The sequence below is a fragment of the Streptomyces sp. NPDC056296 genome (genome assembly GCF_042268605.1).
Classification (GTDB): domain Bacteria; phylum Actinomycetota; class Actinomycetes; order Streptomycetales; family Streptomycetaceae; genus Streptomyces.
This window is the reverse complement of the sequence record NZ_JBHJRX010000033.1, coordinates 65507-82539: the sequence shown is the minus strand read 5'-3', so window position 1 is coordinate 82539 and position 17033 is coordinate 65507. Positions and strand designations below refer to the sequence as shown.

At 69.3% G+C, this 17033-nt stretch carries 13 protein-coding genes and 3 pseudogenes; 10 read left to right on the top strand and 6 right to left on the bottom strand.

Features of this window, described 5'->3' with window-relative positions; genetic code table 11:
- Positions 1-22 precede the first annotated feature (22 nt).
- A pseudogene (locus ACFCZF_RS24165) lies at positions 23-538 on the bottom strand (MFS transporter); the annotation flags it as partial.
- Between ACFCZF_RS24165 and ACFCZF_RS24160 the strand changes: the two are divergent.
- Both ACFCZF_RS24160 and ACFCZF_RS24155 read left to right on the top strand, forming a co-directional pair.
- Positions 441-968, top strand: coding sequence for a serine hydrolase (locus ACFCZF_RS24160; protein ID WP_376673435.1), 528 nt, complete (start codon positions 441-443; stop codon positions 966-968). The pseudogene ACFCZF_RS24165 and the gene ACFCZF_RS24160 overlap by 98 nt on opposite strands.
- Positions 969-1384: 416 nt before the next feature.
- Positions 1385-1630, top strand: coding sequence for a hypothetical protein (locus ACFCZF_RS24155; protein ID WP_376673416.1), 246 nt, complete (start codon positions 1385-1387; stop codon positions 1628-1630).
- Between the two features lie 182 nt (positions 1631-1812).
- On the opposite strand, the gene ACFCZF_RS24150 is transcribed toward ACFCZF_RS24155, so the two are convergent.
- Positions 1813-2973: an FAD-dependent oxidoreductase gene (locus ACFCZF_RS24150; protein WP_376673415.1), complete on the bottom strand. Its 1161-nt coding sequence runs from the start codon at positions 2971-2973 to the stop codon at positions 1813-1815.
- 188 nt (positions 2974-3161) lie between these two features.
- Here ACFCZF_RS24150 and ACFCZF_RS24145 point away from each other — a divergent pair.
- Positions 3162-4704: pseudogene (locus ACFCZF_RS24145) on the top strand (glycosyl hydrolase family 28-related protein); the annotation flags it as partial.
- Positions 4705-4852: 148 nt separating this feature from the next.
- On the opposite strand, the gene ACFCZF_RS24140 reads toward ACFCZF_RS24145, so the two are convergent.
- A complete protein-coding gene (locus ACFCZF_RS24140; RefSeq protein WP_376673414.1) occupies positions 4853-6586 on the bottom strand; it encodes an RICIN domain-containing protein in 1734 nt (577 codons plus the stop codon).
- Positions 6587-6836: 250 nt separating this feature from the next.
- Between ACFCZF_RS24140 and ACFCZF_RS24135 the strand changes: the two genes are divergently transcribed.
- The 3 genes and pseudogenes from ACFCZF_RS24135 to ACFCZF_RS24125 form a co-directional block, all read left to right on the top strand.
- Positions 6837-7184 carry a VOC family protein gene (locus ACFCZF_RS24135; RefSeq protein WP_376673413.1) on the top strand — a complete coding sequence of 116 codons (348 nt, stop codon included), beginning with the start codon at positions 6837-6839 and terminating at the stop codon, positions 7182-7184.
- A gap of 123 nt (positions 7185-7307) precedes the next feature.
- Positions 7308-7862 carry a pyridoxamine 5'-phosphate oxidase family protein gene (locus ACFCZF_RS24130; protein WP_375919041.1) on the top strand — a complete coding sequence of 185 codons (555 nt, stop codon included), beginning with the start codon at positions 7308-7310 and terminating at the stop codon, positions 7860-7862.
- A 385-nt stretch (positions 7863-8247) separates the two neighbouring features.
- A pseudogene (locus tag ACFCZF_RS24125) lies at positions 8248-8472 on the top strand (YrhB domain-containing protein); the annotation flags it as partial.
- Between the two features lie 41 nt (positions 8473-8513).
- Here the strand turns inward: ACFCZF_RS24125 and ACFCZF_RS24120 are convergent.
- The gene (locus ACFCZF_RS24120; RefSeq protein ID WP_376673412.1) at positions 8514-9278 is read right to left on the bottom strand and encodes a recombinase family protein; all 765 of its coding nucleotides are present in this window, start codon (positions 9276-9278) and stop codon (positions 8514-8516) included.
- 750 nt (positions 9279-10028) lie between these two features.
- Between ACFCZF_RS24120 and ACFCZF_RS24115 the strand changes: the two genes are divergently transcribed.
- From ACFCZF_RS24115 to ACFCZF_RS24100, 4 genes are all read left to right on the top strand, one after another.
- Positions 10029-12809 (top strand): glycosyl hydrolase, encoded by a 2781-nt coding sequence (locus tag ACFCZF_RS24115; protein ID WP_376673411.1) that lies wholly within the window; start codon positions 10029-10031, stop codon positions 12807-12809.
- 179 nt (positions 12810-12988) lie between these two features.
- Positions 12989-13564: a class I SAM-dependent methyltransferase gene (locus ACFCZF_RS24110; RefSeq protein ID WP_376673410.1), complete on the top strand. Its 576-nt coding sequence runs from the start codon at positions 12989-12991 to the stop codon at positions 13562-13564.
- A gap of 50 nt (positions 13565-13614) precedes the next feature.
- The gene (locus ACFCZF_RS24105; RefSeq protein ID WP_376673409.1) at positions 13615-13740 is read left to right on the top strand and encodes a hypothetical protein; all 126 of its coding nucleotides are present in this window, start codon (positions 13615-13617) and stop codon (positions 13738-13740) included.
- Between the two features lie 255 nt (positions 13741-13995).
- Positions 13996-14595: a GNAT family N-acetyltransferase gene (locus ACFCZF_RS24100; RefSeq protein ID WP_376673408.1), complete on the top strand. Its 600-nt coding sequence runs from the start codon at positions 13996-13998 to the stop codon at positions 14593-14595.
- A 75-nt stretch (positions 14596-14670) separates the two neighbouring features.
- On the opposite strand, the gene ACFCZF_RS24095 is transcribed toward ACFCZF_RS24100, so the two are convergent.
- Both ACFCZF_RS24095 and ACFCZF_RS24090 read right to left on the bottom strand, forming a co-directional pair.
- The gene (locus tag ACFCZF_RS24095) at positions 14671-15129 is read right to left on the bottom strand and encodes an OsmC family protein (protein ID WP_376673407.1); all 459 of its coding nucleotides are present in this window, start codon (positions 15127-15129) and stop codon (positions 14671-14673) included.
- 93 nt (positions 15130-15222) lie between these two features.
- Positions 15223-16836 (bottom strand): glycoside hydrolase family 13 protein, encoded by a 1614-nt coding sequence (locus ACFCZF_RS24090; RefSeq protein WP_376673406.1) that lies wholly within the window; start codon positions 16834-16836, stop codon positions 15223-15225.
- Positions 16837-17033: the final 197 nt, after the last annotated feature.

Below are 17033 nucleotides of genomic sequence, written 5' to 3'. Positions count from 1 at the left end.
TACCTTCCGGCGGGCCGGGTGGTCAGTGAACGGGGTGCATCGTGCGCCGCAGCCACGGCGCGAGGGCTACGACGACCAGGCCGAGGACGACGGCGATGGCGCCGTTGACGCCGAAGTACACGGGGTGGGAGACGTCGTCGTAGATCTTCACCACCTGGGCCTGGATGCCGTTGGCGAGGGCCAGGGAGAGGAACCACAGGGCCATGGTCTGGCTGGAGAACGCCTTCGGCGCCAGCTTGCTGCTGGCCGAGAGACCCGAGGTCTCCAGGAGCACGTCGCCCAGACCGAGCAGCAGGTAGGAGCCGACGATCCACCAGGCGGCCATCCGGTAATCGGTGCCGTCGTGCCCGGAGGTGGGCACCACCATGAGCAGGAACGACAGGCCGCCGAGGATGACCCCTAGCGCGATCTTGTTCGAGGCGTGCGGCTGGCGGCGGCCCATCCGTACCCAGACGGCCGCGACCACGGGGGCCAGCGCCACTTCGAAGGCGCCGAGTGCGGAGGCGTACCAGCTGGACGGGAAGTCGAAGCCGAGAATCGTGGGCGCCTTCATCTCGAGCCCTGGCGACCTGAACACCTTCACCAGCGCACTCATGCGCGGTCGGCTCCTGTCCCCGGCCATGATGAACGCCATGACGACGGTGACGCCGACAGACGCGGCCAACACCCGCTTCTACGGGCTTGGTCTGCGCCGATACGATCTTTCCTGCGGTACGCGGGTCTACGGCCACACCGGTACGGTGCAGGGCTACTACACGTACGCCTTCTCGACCCGCGATGGCCGTCGCAGCCTGTCGGCGATGGCGAACACGTCCAACCGCGGCGATGCCAATACGGCACTCGGCGGCACACTGGAAGCCGCGTTCTGCGGGAAGAAGCCGACGCCCCAGCGGTCTGCACGCACCGCCGCTGCGCCCACCCCCTCCGTGGCCCCGCCCGCCGAGCGCGACCTGCCCGAACGACACTGAGCTCGGTTCACGTCGTCGGAGAACTGGGAAGAGGGCAGACAATGTTCAGAGTACGACCGGCGGTTCTCGCCCCCTTGGTCATCATCCCTGCTCTGACCATGGTCGTTCTGATCGTGGACGGGACGGCGTTCGAGCCTGCCTCTCCCGTCCTCCCCTCCAACCCATGTCCCGCGTCCGCTGCGTCCAAGAAGGGGGTTCACCCCACGGTCTACACGGAGGACGCGAAACCCTACGCCGGTTCGGGCCCACACACAGTGGAACTCCGCTTTCACCTGGACTACAAGACCCTTCCTCCTCGCTGGACCCCGCCCGACAGCGAACCGCACACCGCTCAGCTGATCGTTTGCGAGTACGTGGAAGAAACCGGTCTCACGGACACTCGATGCACATACCGTGGCCATGGCCAGGTCTGGCTGATGCAAGCTCGCGCCACCTACCTGCTGCTCGAAGCGAAGACCTCCGAACTGATCACCAGCTTCGAGGTCGACGGGGCCGCCACCTGCCCAGCCGTGCTCTCCTACGACCCCGACGGGCCCCGCCCGACCCAGGTCCGCGCGGCCATGGACGAGGCAAAGATCATCAGGACACTGCGCCCCTACGTCGAAGGAGAAGCGCGGCGGGGAAGCACAACCCCGGCCGAGTCCGGCTCCGCGAAGCAATGAAGCCACCTACCTGTATCCGATCATGCTGGGTGGAGGTGGTGCCCCGGCGCTTCTCCCGCGAACAGCGGTCCTGGACCCGGCAGTACGCCGGGCGATGCCTGGCGGAGAGCCTCGACGCGGTGGCGTCCGCTGTGGCCGGCCGGCCATGACGGCTCCTGGAAGACCCTTCGGACCGCTTCTGCTCACGGTCGCCGTGCGGGTTCGGGGAAGGACCGGTCGCCGAAGAGCACTCTGCCGGCCGCGGCACGGCCGAGTGGCGTGCGCAGCAAAGTGAATGCCGCCCTCGCCGCGGCTGGTGTCCGTACCTGGGCCAACCCACTGCGCAGTGTGAGTCTCCCGCGGAAGTCGGTGCGCAGCGCGGCTCCGTCGTAGGAGGTCAACACGTCTCTCTTTCCTGTCCGCAGCGCGGCGTCGAGTACTTCGGCCGCGTGCTGCGACAGTCTGAGGCACGGATCCAGGCCGCCCGCGGTGAGCGGAGAAACGGCGCCTGCGGCGTCCCCGACGAGGAGCCCGTCCGGGCAACTGATCCGACGCAGTACGCCACCCACGGGTATGGGGCCTCCTCGCCGTTCCACCGCTGCGGGGCGGTCCCCGTCGGCCAGTCCGGGCGCGGAGGCGGCAAAACGCTCCATGGCTCGGCGCAGACCGTCCGGAAAGCGCTCTGCGTAGCCGGCGACGCCGACATGTGCGTGCCGACCGTCGTTGACGACCCAGGCGAGGTAGCCGGGGGCGACGGATGGATCGAGTACACAGTGGAACGTCGGCGGCTCGTGGCTCCCGGACAGTTCGAAGACCTCCTCGGCACCGATCAGCAGTCGTCGGTTGCGATCCAGGGCGAGGTCGCGGGCGACGGCGGACCGAGCACCGTCGGCGCCGACGACGAAGCGCGCGCGGACCGCCATGCGCACCTCTCTGCCGAGCAGCTGGTAGGTGTCGCCCTGGCGGCCCGCGTAGCGCGTGCCCAGCGCCATCCGTACCCCGGCGTCCTGCGCGACCGCGGCGGCCGCTTCGTAGAGGGGAGCCATGTCACCCACGCGGAACTCGTCGCGGGCGCTGACCAGACTTACCGGATTGCGCATGCCTGGGGGATAGAGCACCACGCGTCGAATCGGTGGTCCGAGGTGCTCGGAGGGCAGCGGGAAGTCATCGAGGGTCTTCCGGACGAAGATGCCCGTGGTGCGAATCGCGCCGGCGAGACTGGCTCGCCGTTCGACGAGGAGTACGTCGTGGCCTTGCCGGGCCAGGAGAGTCGCGGTGTGCAGGCCGGCGAGACCGGCGCCGACCACCAGGACGTCGGTGTACACGGTGGCCGCGGGGCCGCTGCTTCGGTCGGCGTTCTTCACAGTCTGCCCCTCGTGGAGTCCGATCGATCTACGATAGGAACCTATCGATTATCGATAAGAGAGGCAACTGGCCGACCGTTCCCATACGTGAGCCGCGGCGATCACTCAATCGTCGCGCGCGCGGTTTCCCCGCACGGCGTGAGCGTGGCATGCTCCCGGGGACCCAACCCAGAACGCTGTTCTTGTATATGAACGCACGAAGAGAGGCGGGTCTGACTCACCACACGAGGCGAGGCCTGCTCGGCGGCGCCGTGCTCGTGGCAGCGGGTGTCATGACGGGAGCCCCGGCGACCTCTGCCGCATCCGGCGCGTCTACCGGCCAAGTGCCGCTCGTCTGGCGCGAATTCGCTCGCAATCCATACGCGCACCCGCTGATTCCGTTCATCGGTCGGGCCGGCTGCCTCGGTGGTGCCGCACGCCTCCCTCGGCGCCCCGTGGTCGCCGACGTCCGCCGCTTCGGTGCGGTGGCCGACGGCAGGACCGACTGCGCACCCGCGATCAACCGTGCCATCGCCGTCGCAGGAAGAACCGGCGGTGGCACGGTGGTCCTTCCGCCCGGCACCCTTCGCATCGACGGCCTGATCCGCCTCGGCCACTCGAACGTCGTCCTGCGCGGTGCCGGCAGCGACCGGACGACGCTGCGCGCCACACAGAACCTTACCGACCTCATCGGCGCCTACGGTTCCCGTTACGGCGGTGACAAATCCTCCTGGTCCTGGGCCGGCGGCCTGATCTGGCTGGCCCCCGAGGCCCTCTGGAACTCCCTTGTCGACGCCATCAGGGCGAAGGAGTGGCCGTTCGAGGGCTGGACCGGCAACCGGCGCGACGAGTGGCGCACACTCACCTCCGGCTCCGCCTCGGCGACCTCGTCCTGCTGCGCCTGGCCGACGACGCGGACCACACACTCCTCGAACACATGACGGGAGGCGGTACGGGTGCCGAGTCCTACGTCTGGGACGACAAGACGACCGGGGTGCGGGGCAGGCGGGTGACCTTGGAGCGACCCCTGCCGCTCGACGTGCGCCCGGAGTGGGACCCCCTACTGACCACGCACGTCGAGGAGTTGACAGGCGCCGGCGTGGAGGGCTCACCTTGGAAGTGCCGGAACTTCCACAACAGCCGCACCTTCTGGACCGGGGGTTCAACGGTGTGGTCCATGTCGACAACGGCTTCGGACTGGTCGCCGCCTCGGCGTGCACCCTGCGCCGTACCAAGGTGACAGGGCGCGGCTCCCACCACCCGTACTTCTGCCGCGAGGGTTCCCACGACAACCTGATCGAGGACTTCACCGTCGAGGAACGCACCACGCCCGCCCCCGCGGGCACCCAGCTGCACGGCATCAATGTGGAGGGTCTTTCCTCGTACAACGTCTGGTCCCGCGGCACGATGGACATGGGAACCTTCGACAGCCATCGGGGTATGCCCTTCGCCAACGTGCGCACCGACATCACCGTGAACAACAACGGTCGGCACGGCGGCGACGCGACCGCGGGTCCGCTCTTCGGGGCCCGCTTCGCCCATTGGAACATCCGGGTGACGAACGGCCGCGCCGGTCTGATGAAGATCGACGGCCTCGCTCCCTGGTCCGCGACCGTCGGCATCAACGAGGCGCGCGAGTACGGCCAGGTCGACGTCCCCGACTTCACGGGCGACCCGCACTCACGCCTCGAGCTGTACGCCACGACCGACGTCGTACGCCCAAGAAACCTCTACGAGGCCCAGCGCGACCTGGCATCCGGCAGCGAGCATGCCGAACCTGGTTCACGGGGTGGGGCAGCGGACGGGTGCAGGAGCGCAAGCGCGGGCAGGGAAGCGCCTCCCCGGTTCTGACCGGGGAGGCGTTCCGCCGACTCGGCTGCATGCCGCCGGACCGTACGGGTCAGGCCCGCTGCAGTCTCCAGATCTGAGGCTGCAGCCCATTGCACGTCCACTGCTGCACGTTGCCGCCAGGCTCCCTCGAACCCTCCGCCACATCCAGGCACTGGCCGCTGGAGCGGGCGATCAGCCGGTAGTAACCCCGGCCCACGTTCTCCAGCCTCCAGTCCTGCGCGGAGAAACCGTTGCAGTGCCACTGCCGGACGTTCGTACCCGGCACCGCGGAACCGTTCTCCACATCCAGGCAGTGACCGCTGTTTCGGCCGGTCAGCGTGAAGTGGCCGCCGTCACGGGCGCGCAGCCTCCAGTCCTGCGGGCCCATGCCGTTGCAACTCCACTGCTGGACGTTGCCGCCGGCCGAGCGGGAGTCACCGGCGACGTCGAGGCAGTGCCCGCTGTTGGCGTTCACCAGTCGGTAGAGCGCGCCGTCGGCGATCCCGGCCGCGTCTCCGCTGCCGGTGAGGCCGCCGGTCCCGTAGTAGGCCCGGCACACCGTGCCGTCGAAGTCGGTGGCGATCTGCAGGACCCGGCGGCCGTCGGCCGACGGAAGCAGCGGCGAGCTGTAGTTCTGGCAGTAGTTCACTTCCGGGTTCGGCACGGTCACCGGTGACTCGATCTCGTACCACGGGCCGCTGCCGTTCTCCGTGTTGACGAGGATCGTCCGGCCGCTGTCCACCGCGGGAGTGCCGTCGCGGTTGAGAAGCCGTTGCCCGACCAGCAGCAGCCGTCCGTTCGGAGCGCCGTCCGGCGACGGAGCCCAGGCGATGGTCGGTGCGGCACGGAAGTACTTGCCGTCGACGGTCTCCGGGCGGAACCCGAGCGATGCGGGATTCCCCCAGTCCCAGCCGTCGGCGGAGGTCCGGAAGTGCACCACGCATTGGTACTGGCCGCCGGGGTTGCAGATCTCGTAGCTCATGAAGTAGGTGCCGTTCGGCAGCTTCCGCACCACCGGCATGCCCGGGCGGTCGGCCGACCAGCCACTCGCCACGGTGTCGTGGTGCCCCTCCCAGTGCACCCCGTCGTAGCTGCGCGCCGCGACCAGCTTCTGGCTGTGTCCGGGGTCCGTCTCATCGGCGTAGTGGCAGACCAGCGCGCCGTCCTCGGCCACCGAGAACTCCGGTTCCCACAGGCCTCCGGTACCGCTCGCGACGGCGCAGGAGGACAGGTAGGACCAGGTGCGTCCCACGTCGTTGCTGCGCCAGACCCGCAGTGCCATCCGCCGGTCCTGTTCGTCCTGGCCGGCGGAGGAGGCCCAGAGCAGGGTGCCGGCCGGCATCGCGCCCACCTGCCGCGGCAGCTCGAACAGCGTGGCGCAGCACAGCCCTTGGCCTGCGGCTGAATCCGGATCGGACACCCTGCCGACCTCGCGGAAGGACGCCCCGGAATCGGTGCTCTCGTGAATGGCGCCGACGCCGTTGTTGCCGTCGAAGGTGACGACACTGGCAAGGACGCGTCCGTTCGCCGCACCGCTGTGCGCGAGCCGGATGGCACGCGGGTACAGGCCCGTACCGTCGCGCAACGGTGTGCCCGTGGCCGCGGGGGAGAGGCCGGGGGTGTCAGAGGTCGCAACCGTGGCTGATGACGGGTCGGGAGCCGGGGACGAGATGGGCGCCGACGGAGCGCTCGCCGCGGCCGGGGCGGTGAGTCCCAGGGCCAACAGGCCGGTCAGGGCCAGAAGGGCGACTCGTACGCATGAGCCGCCACGGCGTCTGAGGGAGTGTGACAGGCGGAGGAACATCACGGTCTTCCTTCCTGCGGGAACGAATCCGCGCCAGGCTAGAGCGGCTGTACATCGATGTAAATGGGATCGGTGAGAGTAGTTCGGGGTGCCGCGCACACCCGCGGGCGCCGCGAGACGGCTTTGCCGCCGTCGTGGGTTCCGGAACCGGCAGACCTCCGGGAGCGGAGTGGTGCCGGGCATCGTCGGAGGTTGTTGTCTGTAATGGATGCGAGAGCATCTCGATCCTTCACGGAAGCAGGTGGACTCCATGGACGTCTCGCGTGTGCTGATGGTCGCGCCGGTCGGTGACATCGACGTAGCGTTGGCTTGGTACGAACGGCTGCTGAGCCGTCCGGCGGACACTCGCCCCATGCCGTCGCTGGCCGATTGGCACCTCACCTCGGGCGGCTGGCTTCAGGTGTTCGAGGACCCGGAGCGGGCCGGCTCAAGCCTGCTGAACCTGGAGGTGCCCGATCTGGACGCGGCTTTGGCCGGCCTCGTGGAGCGCGGTCTGACGGCCGGGCCGGTACAGACCGGCGGGGAGCGCACCCGCTTCGCCGCGCTCGACGACCCCGACGGCAATCGGATCACCCTGTTGGAGAACCCGGTGGTCTGACCGGTGGGCCTTGGCCGCTCGTGCTGTTCGCCGTGCTCATCGGTCCCTGTCGAAGCCAGTCCTGAGCGCCGCCGGGCCGGGCTGCGTAGCCTTGGTCACAGGACGAGGGAAAGGAGTTCCGGCATGCCGCCGAAGCAGCCCAGGACCGAGCTCGACGCCCGCTACAGCTCCGCGCTCAACCCGCGCCCTGGCGCGGAGAACGTCACCGCCACCGACTGGGCCGAGGCCCAGCGCAGGCTGCGGGCCGCCGAGATCTTCTGGATCACCACGGTGCGGCCGGACGGCCGTCTCCACGTCACGCCCCTGATCGCCGCCTGGCACGACGGGGCGCTGCACTTCAGCACCGGGCCGGGGGAGCAGAAGGCGAAGAACCTGGCCGCCAATGCCCACTGCGTCCTCACCACAGGGCAGAATTCACTCACCGAAGGCCTCGACATCGTGATCGAGGGCACGGCGGAGCGGGTGACGGACCCGGCACGGCAGGACGAGGTCGTCGCCGCGTTCGAGGCGCAGTACGGGGATCACATCGTCTCGCCGGAAGGGACCTTCTACGGCTTCGGCGACAGCATCCGCAAGGGCAACGACCTGCTGTTCGCGGTGGCACCCGGCACGGCGTACGGCTTCGGGCACGACGGCCAGGTGTTCAGCCACACCCGCTACACCTTTACTGACCTCTGATGTAACCGGTTCGCTGATCGAGCCGTTGCCGACCGAGGGCGCCCGCCTTGCTTTCCGGGCAGTCAGGCAACCCGTGGCTCCACCTCCCCACGCCACGCAACGCGGCGGGAGCGCAACATCCGCTTCGCGGTCAACCGGGGCCGGCCGTCGGCCTCACCGGTCACGTCGAGGGCGACGTCATCCGGCACACGGAGATCTTCTCCCCGCTGCGGGCCCTGGACCTGCCCGTCGGCCATGTCGTCACGGTCCTTGAGGAGATGGGATCTTCGAGGAGGACAGCGAGCCGTCCTTCGAGCGCTGGCTCGTCGGACGCCTGAATCCCTCCCCCTGGGAACGCAACGAACCCGGCGGAGAATACTTCTGTTCATCTCCCACGACATGCGAGATGCTGCCGGACATGATCGACCGTGACTTCGCGATCCGGGTGGCCCAGGAAGATCTGGACCGCAGGTACTCGGGGCGGCTGGAGGTGACCGAGGTTGAGAAGCACGAACTCGTCTGGATCGTCTACTACCAATCCGCGGAATACCTGCGCACGGGAGACCCAGGTCAGCTCTTGGTTGGAAACGGCCCCTACCTGGTGGATCGCCTCGATGGGAGTCTTCACCAGATCGGACCGGTCACAGCGGTTACCGGCGACTGGGAGTTGGACTACCGGACCCGCGTCAGGAAGATGACCAGACGCACCGCAGTGGATGACCTGCACGAGGAAGTCCGCCGGACAGTGGCGGCCAGCGGGCGGATCATCGCCATGCACTTGCTGCGACAGCGGATCCCGACACTCACGCACGCGCAGGTCATCGAGTATGTCACCGCTTTGCAGGTCGGTGCCGCACCACCGCACCTGGCGGCCATCGCCACCAGCGCCCTTGTCCCTGCCCTCGATCCTGTCCTCGGCGTCCACACCATCCACCGCGCGGGCTCCACGCCGTCGGTGGAGTCGGCTGCTGGCGGTGGCCCCCTGTCTTGATGTGCGGTACGGAACATGCCGTTGAGATCGAATGTTCCGGCTGGCGCCGGGGTGAGCGGATCGTCCGGCCGCCGGAGGTGAACTCGGCGGAGGTGGGGGATGCCGTCGGCGTCCTGGAGGTCGGCGAAGTCGGCGTGCGCCTGGGCGACGGCTTCGGGGTACGCCTCCTGCTTCCCGTGCTCGGCGAGCGCGCGGTAGATGCTCGCGACGCTGGGGGCCCGGCCCTTGCGGGCCGCCGCGCCGAGTCCTTCGAGGGTCGACTCCCGGATGTTCTCCCGCTCAGTCTCCGCCATCGCCGCGAAGAACGCGAACAGCAGCCGGCCGGGGCCACTCGGGGCGTACATCCCGGGCAGCGGCCCGGCGAGCATCTCCAGGACCAGGCCGTGCGCGGTGAGGTGGTCGGCGAGCGCGGTGAGTTCGGCGGCGTCGCGGCCGAGGCGCTTCATCTCGTACACCGTGAAGGGGGTTCACATCAGGGTCGTACCGTCGCGTCGGACACAGTAGGGACTTCTTCTGAGGCCGTCCACACTTTGTCATCGGCGTGGGTGAAGTTCCGGCCGTTCTAGGCGCCTTGGACCGCGCCGTCCCATCCGGCGGACGTCGCGACGACGTCACAGTCGGGCTGGGGTCCGCCGGTAGGTCTGGGATCGCAGAGTCGTCCTCGCAAGACCTTCGTCGAGCGGGTGCCGGCCCTGTCCGAGCGGCATCGCGGCTTGAGCTCCGGCTGGCAGGCCGGCTGCGTTCGATCGCGATCGAGCTCGGCGGCTGTCCAGTCGCGCGGTGGTGCCGGCGTCCGGGGGCCGGCCGGCCGCAGGTCGGCCGGAGCAGGCTGCTCAGCGTGGTCTCGGCGCCGAGGGCGCCGGTCCGTGCACCGCGGGTGCAGCGTGTCCAGAGCGTGAGGACGCTCTCATGCCATGGAGGCGGCGCGCCCGCCACCGCGTTCCTCCCGTCAAGACTTGAAGCGATGGCGAAGCTGAGGCGCGGAAAAATCTCCCAATTGTCTTTACGAGTACCGCGAATTGCGCGACGTATTGACAACTGATTACAGGAGTCTTACTTTTCCGCCATCTGAGAGCGCTCTCAGCCGGGCTCTTCCCCTCTCCCCACCACGGTTCCGCAGCAGCTTCAGGGCATCCGCCCCGGGCTGTCGCGGCCGCCGACGAGCCCGTCCCTCACGACGACACGAGGTGCACCCCATGCGAACTCGTCGATCACGGCCGGCCGCGGCGGTGGTACTGGCCGCCGCGCTGGCGGCCGTGGGCCTCGGCCCGGCCGCGACTCCGGCGGCGGCCGCCACCGTCCCCGTAGGAGCCGGGAGTTACTCCGACACCCGGCCGCCCGGCACGACCGGCCCCACGACCAACACCGGCGCGCCGGTCACCCCGAAGGTCACGCCGGCGGCCAAGGGCAAGCCCGTGCCCACCAACGACTGGTGGTCCTCCCTCGCCTTCCAGCGCTACGGCGACAACCCGTACTCCACGCCCATGTACGGCCACCCGCTCACATACCAGGCCGTCTCCGGCGGACTGGAGGTCGGCTACCCGACCAGCCCCGCAATCGTGGGCGAGGGCCGCCAGTACGAGTACGCGCACAAGCGCGACCTCACCCTCGGCCTGAGCGGACTCAACTCGCCCGACACCAAGGCCGATGCCTGGTCCGACTGGACGGTCACCCCGTACTGGTCCGACGGCACCCGCACCCTGCGGACCACCATCGGCCACGGGATGCCCTTCGTCTACGCCCAGGGCTCCGGCGGCAGCGCCCAGATCACCACCGCGGCCACGCCGGCCGTCTTCTCCGACCAGGGCAACGTCGTCGGCATCACGGTCGGCGGCCACCACTACGCACTCTTCGCGCCGACCGGCAGCGACTGGAACATCTCCGGCACCACGATCACCGCCGGTCTCGGCGGCAAGGACTACTTCTCCCTCGCCGTACTGCCCTCCACCGACGCGCTGGCGACCTTCCGCAAGTACGCGTTCAGCTTCGTCACCGGATCGCAGGTCGACTGGAACGCTTCCGGCGGCACGGTCGGAGCCACGTACAAGCTCACCACCGAGGCCAAGGAGGGCACCGAACGCGGCACCCTCCAAGCCCTCTACCGCCACCAGTGGCTGAACACCACCGACACCCTCACCCCGTACACCTACGTCTCTCCCCGCGGCACCATGAAGGTCCGGGAGAGCGCCTCCTTCACCACCCGTCAGAAGGCCGCCCCGGTCCTGCCCGCGCTGCCGAAGACCAGCGCGGTCGACACGTCCCGGCTGCGCGCCTACCTGTCCGAGGTCGCAGGCTCCTCCGACCCGTTCTCCGGGGCCACGGACACCTACTGGACCGGCAAGGCGCTGGGCAAGCTCGCCCAACTGGTGCCGCTCGCCGAACAGATAGGTGAGACCGCGGTCCGCGACAAGCTGATCGGCCTGCTCAAGGGCCGCCTCCAGGAGTGGTTCACCGCGGGCGGGGCGAGCGAGTTCTCGTACGACAAGGACTGGAAGACCCTCACCGGTTACCCCGCTTCCTACGGCAGCGACGCCGAACTCAACGACCACCACTTCCACTACGGCTACTACGTGTACGCCGCCGCGATCGTCGCCCAGTACGACGCTGCCTGGGCCGCGGAGTCCGCCTGGGGCGGCATGGTCAAGGAGCTGATCCGAGACACCGCAAACCCGAGCCGCACCGACAGCGCCTTCCCGTTCCTGCGCGGTTTCGACGTCTACGCCGGACACAGCTGGGCCTCCGGCCACCAGGGCTTCGCCGCCGGCAACAACCAGGAGTCCTCCTCGGAGTCCACCAACCTCAGTGCGGCGCTGGTGCTCTGGGGCTCCGCCACCGGCAACGGCGAGCTGCGCGACCTCGGCAGCTACCTGCTCGCCACCGAGAGCGAGGCGATCGCCCAGTACTGGTTCGACGCCGACCAGCAGGTCTTCCCCGGCTCCTTCACCCACGACACGGTCGGCATGGTGTGGGGCAGCGGCGGGGCGTACTCCACCTGGTGGACCGCCAACCCGGAGGAGATCCACGGCATCAACGTCCTTCCCGTGACCGCGGGCAGTTCCCCGCACCTGGCCGGGCACAAGGACGCGATCCGGCGCAACATCGCGGAGCTGGAGCGCGAGAACGGCGGGCCCGCCGTGGAATGGCGCGACATCCTCTGGGAGTTCCAGTCGCTGGCCGATCCGGCCACCGCGAAGGCGAAGTGGGACGCGGGACACGCCGGATACACCCCGGAGCAGGGCGAGTCCAAGGCGCACACGTACCACTGGATCACCACCCTGGACGCGCTCGGCGCGCCCGACCCCTCGGTGACCGGCGACCTGCCCACGTCCGCGGTGTTCACCAAGAACGGCACCCGCACCTACGCCGCCCACAACCACGGTTCCACGGCCCGCACGGTCACCTACTCCGACGGCAAGAAGCTCACCGTGCCCGCGCGTTCCACCGCGACCGGGACCGGCACGGACCCCGGCGGCCCGGACCCTGACCCGGAGCCGCCCACCGGCAACACCTTCCAGCTCCGCTCCGGCGGCGCACTCACCACGGCCACCGGCGGCACGCCCGCCAGCGACACCATCCCGTCGGCCGAGGGCCGCAACCACGACGGCAGCCCGAACAAGCCCCTCGTCTACGAGGTCAAGGGCGTCAACGCCACCCTCAGGTCGGGCGCGTCCACCACGTTCCGCCTCCCGGTGGACGCCGGCACCGCGGTCGGCCTCGGCCAGCAGGCCCGCGTCAGCTACGACCTCACCGGCGACGGCACCTTCGACCGGACCGAGACCTACCACTACTTCGCCACCGACCCGGTCTCGGGCTGGGAGGAGTACAACCAGACCCGCGGCCTGAAGGCCGCGACCGGCTCCCTCGGAAACCTGAACGGGGGAACGGTGCGGCTGGAGGTCTGGAGCGCGATCGGCAACGCGAGCGCGCTGCTGCGCACCGGCGGCGACACGTCCATGGTGGTCATTCCCTACGAGTGACGCACACGGCGGCCTCCGGCCGGCGACGCGGCGGGTGCGGGGCTCCGGCCCCGTGCCCGCCGTTCACCGACCGGCCGTGGGCGGGTGACCTCGTGTGGTCATTGAGTGGGTGCGCTGTCGGAACCGCGCTCGCAACGGTGACGGCGGCGCGCCCGCGTCCGCTGTGGCAAGGTCGAACCATGCCCTTCGACCACAACGACCACTATCACCGTCTGCTGTTGCGCCAGGTGCCGCGGGATTGTGGTGCGGCCCTGGATGTCGGATGTGGGACCGGCCGGTTCGCGCGTCGGCTCGCTCATCTGGGCATAGAGGTCGATGCGATCGATCCGTCGGAGGAGGCAATGGCGGAGGCCCGTGTGCTGTCCGGGCGGACAGCCGATGACCGGATCCCACGCTTCCGACACGCGGACGTCACCGAAGTCGAACTGCCCAAACACCACTACGACTTCATCTCATGCCTCGCCAGCCTCCATCACATGCCGTTCGGCACCGTCGCCGCACTGCGTGACGCACTCGCGCCCGGTGGCGTCCTCGTGATCTTGGGTTGTTGTCCGGAGAAGACTTGGCTCGACTGGGTCTGGAGCCTGGCGGCCGTGCCCGCCAACGCCGTCGCCAGGTTGGTGGTCACGATCAAGGACAAGCTTCGCCCTGCCGCCGCTGCGACCGGCCAGGAGCGGGTGAAGGCGCCGGTGAGACAGCCGACCGTGCCCCTGTCGCAGATCTGTCGGGAGGCCGCGGTGCTGGGAGGCGGCTGACGCGGCTTGGTGCGACGGCGGCCTCGCGGAGCCGGGCGATCTCCTCGTGCTTGAGCCGCGAGCCGGGCAAGAGTCCGGAAGACCGTGAACTCGTCAATCGCCTGCTCCGCCTGAGCGAGCCGTTCCTCGGCCTGCCGCAGGGCCGGGAGGAGCGGGCCGGCCGGGCGGCCAGTTGATTCCCTGGGATCCGAGGCGTGCGGCGTGGGTGCGGTGCAGCGAATCGGTGTGGGTGGTGACCAGGTCCGGTTGTTCTACCGCCTGGAGGGTCTCGGCGGCCGCGGGCCCAGGTGGAGCAGATGGCTGGAACGGTGAGACAGATGTCGTTGCAGAACTGCTCGGGTGTGGCCGCCGGCCGTCCGAGGGGCTTGGCTGCACGACCTGGTGTGCAATTGCCTCGCGCACGAGCCGCCCCGCGATCTACCCTCGCGGCCATGACGTCACATGATGCGCCTGAAGGCTTCCGGATCGCTCCCGCTGGTGCCGGGCTGGTGATCCGGCAAGAGACCGCTGACGACCACCGAGACGTGCGCGAGGTTCATACGCGCGCCTTCGGTGACAGCGAGCGGGTGCCCGGACTCGTGGAGGCACTTCGCGTTGCGGAGGCCGCGTTGGCGCCGATGTCCTTCGTCGCCACCATTGATGACCGGGTCGTCGGACATGTCCTGCTGAGCGCGACGCGGTTGGACGCTCCGCGCCGGATCGTGGACGTCCTGTCCCTGTCACCGCTGGGCGTGGTCCCGGAGTTCCAGCGTCAGGGCATCGGTACTCAACTCATCGCGTACGCCCTCGCGGCGGCCGACAGCCAGAGTGTGCCGTTGGTGTTCCTGGAGGGTTCGCCGAGCTACTACGGCACGCGCGGCTTCGAGGGCGCCGTCGCGGTGGGCTTCCGTTCGCCGTCGCCGCGTATACCTGAAGCCGCGTTCCAGGTCGCCCGGTTGTCCGCTCACGAGCCGTGGATGACGGGCACCTTCGTCTACTCAGACGTCTTTTGGGCCTCTGACTGCGTCGGCCTGCGCGACTCCGAGGCATGAGTGGCCACCCGCAGGCACGCACTCGCCCTGATTAGGGCAGCCGACACGCTGCTCACGAACGAACCCGACCGGGCCCTACTGAAGTCCAGCGATCCGACTCCACGTGAGCCTGAGGCGCAGCGCTCCTGAGGGTGCCGTGACCGTCTGCTCGTCAACGGGTGTTACAGCGCAGCCCGCCCAGACGATGTCGAAGCTGTTGTCGGACACCTTCAGGCGGAGGGTGAGCTCGATGCAGCCGCCGATGCTGCGCGCGACGGGGCAGTACCGCGTGTGGGTGTCGTGGGCTCGGTGGGCCTTCGCCTCGTCGACATGGTCGCCCAGGGCCAGGGTGTAGGCGACGTGGATGACCTTGGCCTGGATGACGCCCTGGTCGACCACGAGCGAGCCCGTTCCCTCGGCAGTGAGCTCCCCGTTCGACGTGCTCTGCCCGATGGCACCGAGGCGTCCGTCGAAGGATCCCGTTATGCAGGCCACGGCGGCCCCGACCAGGTAGTCGTCCTCGACGACCAGCGACGCGAGACCCGAAAAGATCACTCGCGGAGGTTCGTTGACGTCCCGCATCCAACGCCGACGATGACCGTCACCCTTCAACCACCGATTACGGGACAGAGCCGTTCGTTCGAGTCGTCAGGAGGTCCGGAGCCAGACGCCGGCTTCTGCAGGCAGCTGGGAGCCGTCCAGGGGGTGTGAGGACAGGAGCACGGTGTGGTGTTCGGGCAGGTCGACGGGACCGCTGGAGAGGTTGACGACGCAGGTGAAGTCGGTGCCGCGGGCGAAGGCGAGGACGCCGTCGGGGGCGTGCAGCCACCGCATGGGGCCGTCACCGAGTGCCGGGTGGCGGGCGCGCAGGGACAGGGCCCTGCGGTAGAGGTGCAGCATGGAGGCGGGGTCGTTCTCCTGGGCGGCGACGCTGAGGGGTGCCCAGGAGGCGGGCTGGGGCAGCCAGGGGCGTGCTGCCCCGTCGGGGCTGAAACCGTAAGGCTCCTGGTGGCCGTCCCAGGGCAGGGGAACGCGGCAACCGTCGCGGCCGGGGTCGGCGCCGCCTGTGCGGTGGAAGATGGGGTCGTCGCGGCGGTCGGCGGGGATGTCCTCGACTTCGGGCAGGCCGAGTTCGTCGCCCTGGTAGATGTAGACGGCGCCGGGGAGGGCCATGGTGAGCAGGGCCGTGGCGCGGGCGCGGCGGCGGCCGAGGGCCTCGTCGACGACGGGGTTGTACTGGCGGATACCGGCGGCGGTGCTGGTGTCGGGGCGGCCGTAGCGGGTGACATGGCGGGTGACGTCGTGGTTGGACAGTACCCAGGTGCTGGGGGCACCGACGTCCACGTGGGCGGTGAGGGTCTGGTCGATGCAGGTGCGCAGGGCGGTGGCGTCCCAGGCGCAGCCGAGGAAGTCGAAGTTGAACGCGGTGTGGAGTTCGTCGGCGCGCAGGTAGCGGGCGAAGCGGGCGGAGTCCGCGAGCCAGACCTCGCCGATCAGGGCGCGGGGCTCGGGATAGGAGTCGGCGACGGCGCGCCAGCCGCGGTAGATGTCGTGGTTCTCGTCGCGGTCGACGTAGGGGTGAGGATTGGGGAAGACGCTGTGATCGTAGTCCGGCAGCGCGGGATCCTTGCTGCACATGGCTGCGGAGTCGACGCGGATGCCGTCGACGCCTCGGTCGAACCAGAAGCGGAGGATGTCCTCGTATTCGGAGCGGACCGCGGGATGGCGCCAGTTGAGGTCGGGCTGTTCCGGGGCGAACAGGTGCAGATACCACTGGCCGTCCGGGACACGGGTCCAGGCGGGGCCGCCGAAGATGGACTGCCATTCGTTGGGGGGCAGTTCGCCGTGCTCGCCGCGGCCGTCGCGGAACCAGAACAGGTCGCGTTCCGGGGAGCCGGGAGGAGCGCTGAGGGCCTTGAGGTACCACTCGTGTTCGTCGGAGACGTGGTTGGGGACCACGTCGACGATGATGCGGATGGAGCGATCGTGGGCCTCGCGGATGAGGGCTTCGGCCTCGGCGAGGGTGCCGAAACGGGGGTCGATCTGCCGGAAGTCGGTGACGTCGTAACCGGCGTCCGCCATGGGGGTCAGGTACCAGGGGGAGAACCAGAGGGCCTCGACGCCCAGGTGCTGGAGGTAGTCCAGCCGGGAGCGCACACCGGCCAGGTCGCCGATGCCGTCGCCGTTGCCGTCGGCGAAGCTGCGCGGGTAGACCTGGTAGATGGCTGCGTGACGCCACCAGTCAGTGGTGCGCGGGGTCATGGGACTTGCCTCCTGTGCGAAGCGAGTGGAGTGGATGTCGCGGGCCCGGAGGAGAATGTGTCGTCGGGGCCCGCGCAGTCATGAGTGAGGGAAGCTGTCCGGCCGCGGGGGGGGGGGGGGGGAAGGGGAAACCGACCCCCGCCGGGCCCCGGACCCGGCGAAGAACGCCTCCCAGTCCACGCTCACGCCACGGCTGT

Excerpts from the sequence above, each read along its gene's own strand:
- ACFCZF_RS24090 (WP_376673406.1), bottom strand. The coding sequence starts at position 16,836 with ATGACCCCGCGCACCACTGACTGGTGGCGTCACGCAGCCATCTACCAG.
- ACFCZF_RS24140 (WP_376673414.1), bottom strand. The coding sequence starts at position 6,586 with ATGTTCCTCCGCCTGTCACACTCCCTCAGACGCCGTGGCGGCTCATGC.
- ACFCZF_RS24115 (WP_376673411.1), top strand. The coding sequence starts at position 10,029 with ATGCGAACTCGTCGATCACGGCCGGCCGCGGCGGTGGTACTGGCCGCC.
- ACFCZF_RS24155 (WP_376673416.1), top strand. The coding sequence starts at position 1,385 with ATGCAAGCTCGCGCCACCTACCTGCTGCTCGAAGCGAAGACCTCCGAA.
- ACFCZF_RS24100 (WP_376673408.1), top strand. The coding sequence starts at position 13,996 with ATGACGTCACATGATGCGCCTGAAGGCTTCCGGATCGCTCCCGCTGGT.
- ACFCZF_RS24110 (WP_376673410.1), top strand. The coding sequence starts at position 12,989 with ATGCCCTTCGACCACAACGACCACTATCACCGTCTGCTGTTGCGCCAG.
- ACFCZF_RS24130 (WP_375919041.1), top strand. The coding sequence starts at position 7,308 with ATGCCGCCGAAGCAGCCCAGGACCGAGCTCGACGCCCGCTACAGCTCC.
- ACFCZF_RS24135 (WP_376673413.1), top strand. The coding sequence starts at position 6,837 with ATGGACGTCTCGCGTGTGCTGATGGTCGCGCCGGTCGGTGACATCGAC.
- ACFCZF_RS24120 (WP_376673412.1), bottom strand. The coding sequence starts at position 9,278 with ATGAAGCGCCTCGGCCGCGACGCCGCCGAACTCACCGCGCTCGCCGAC.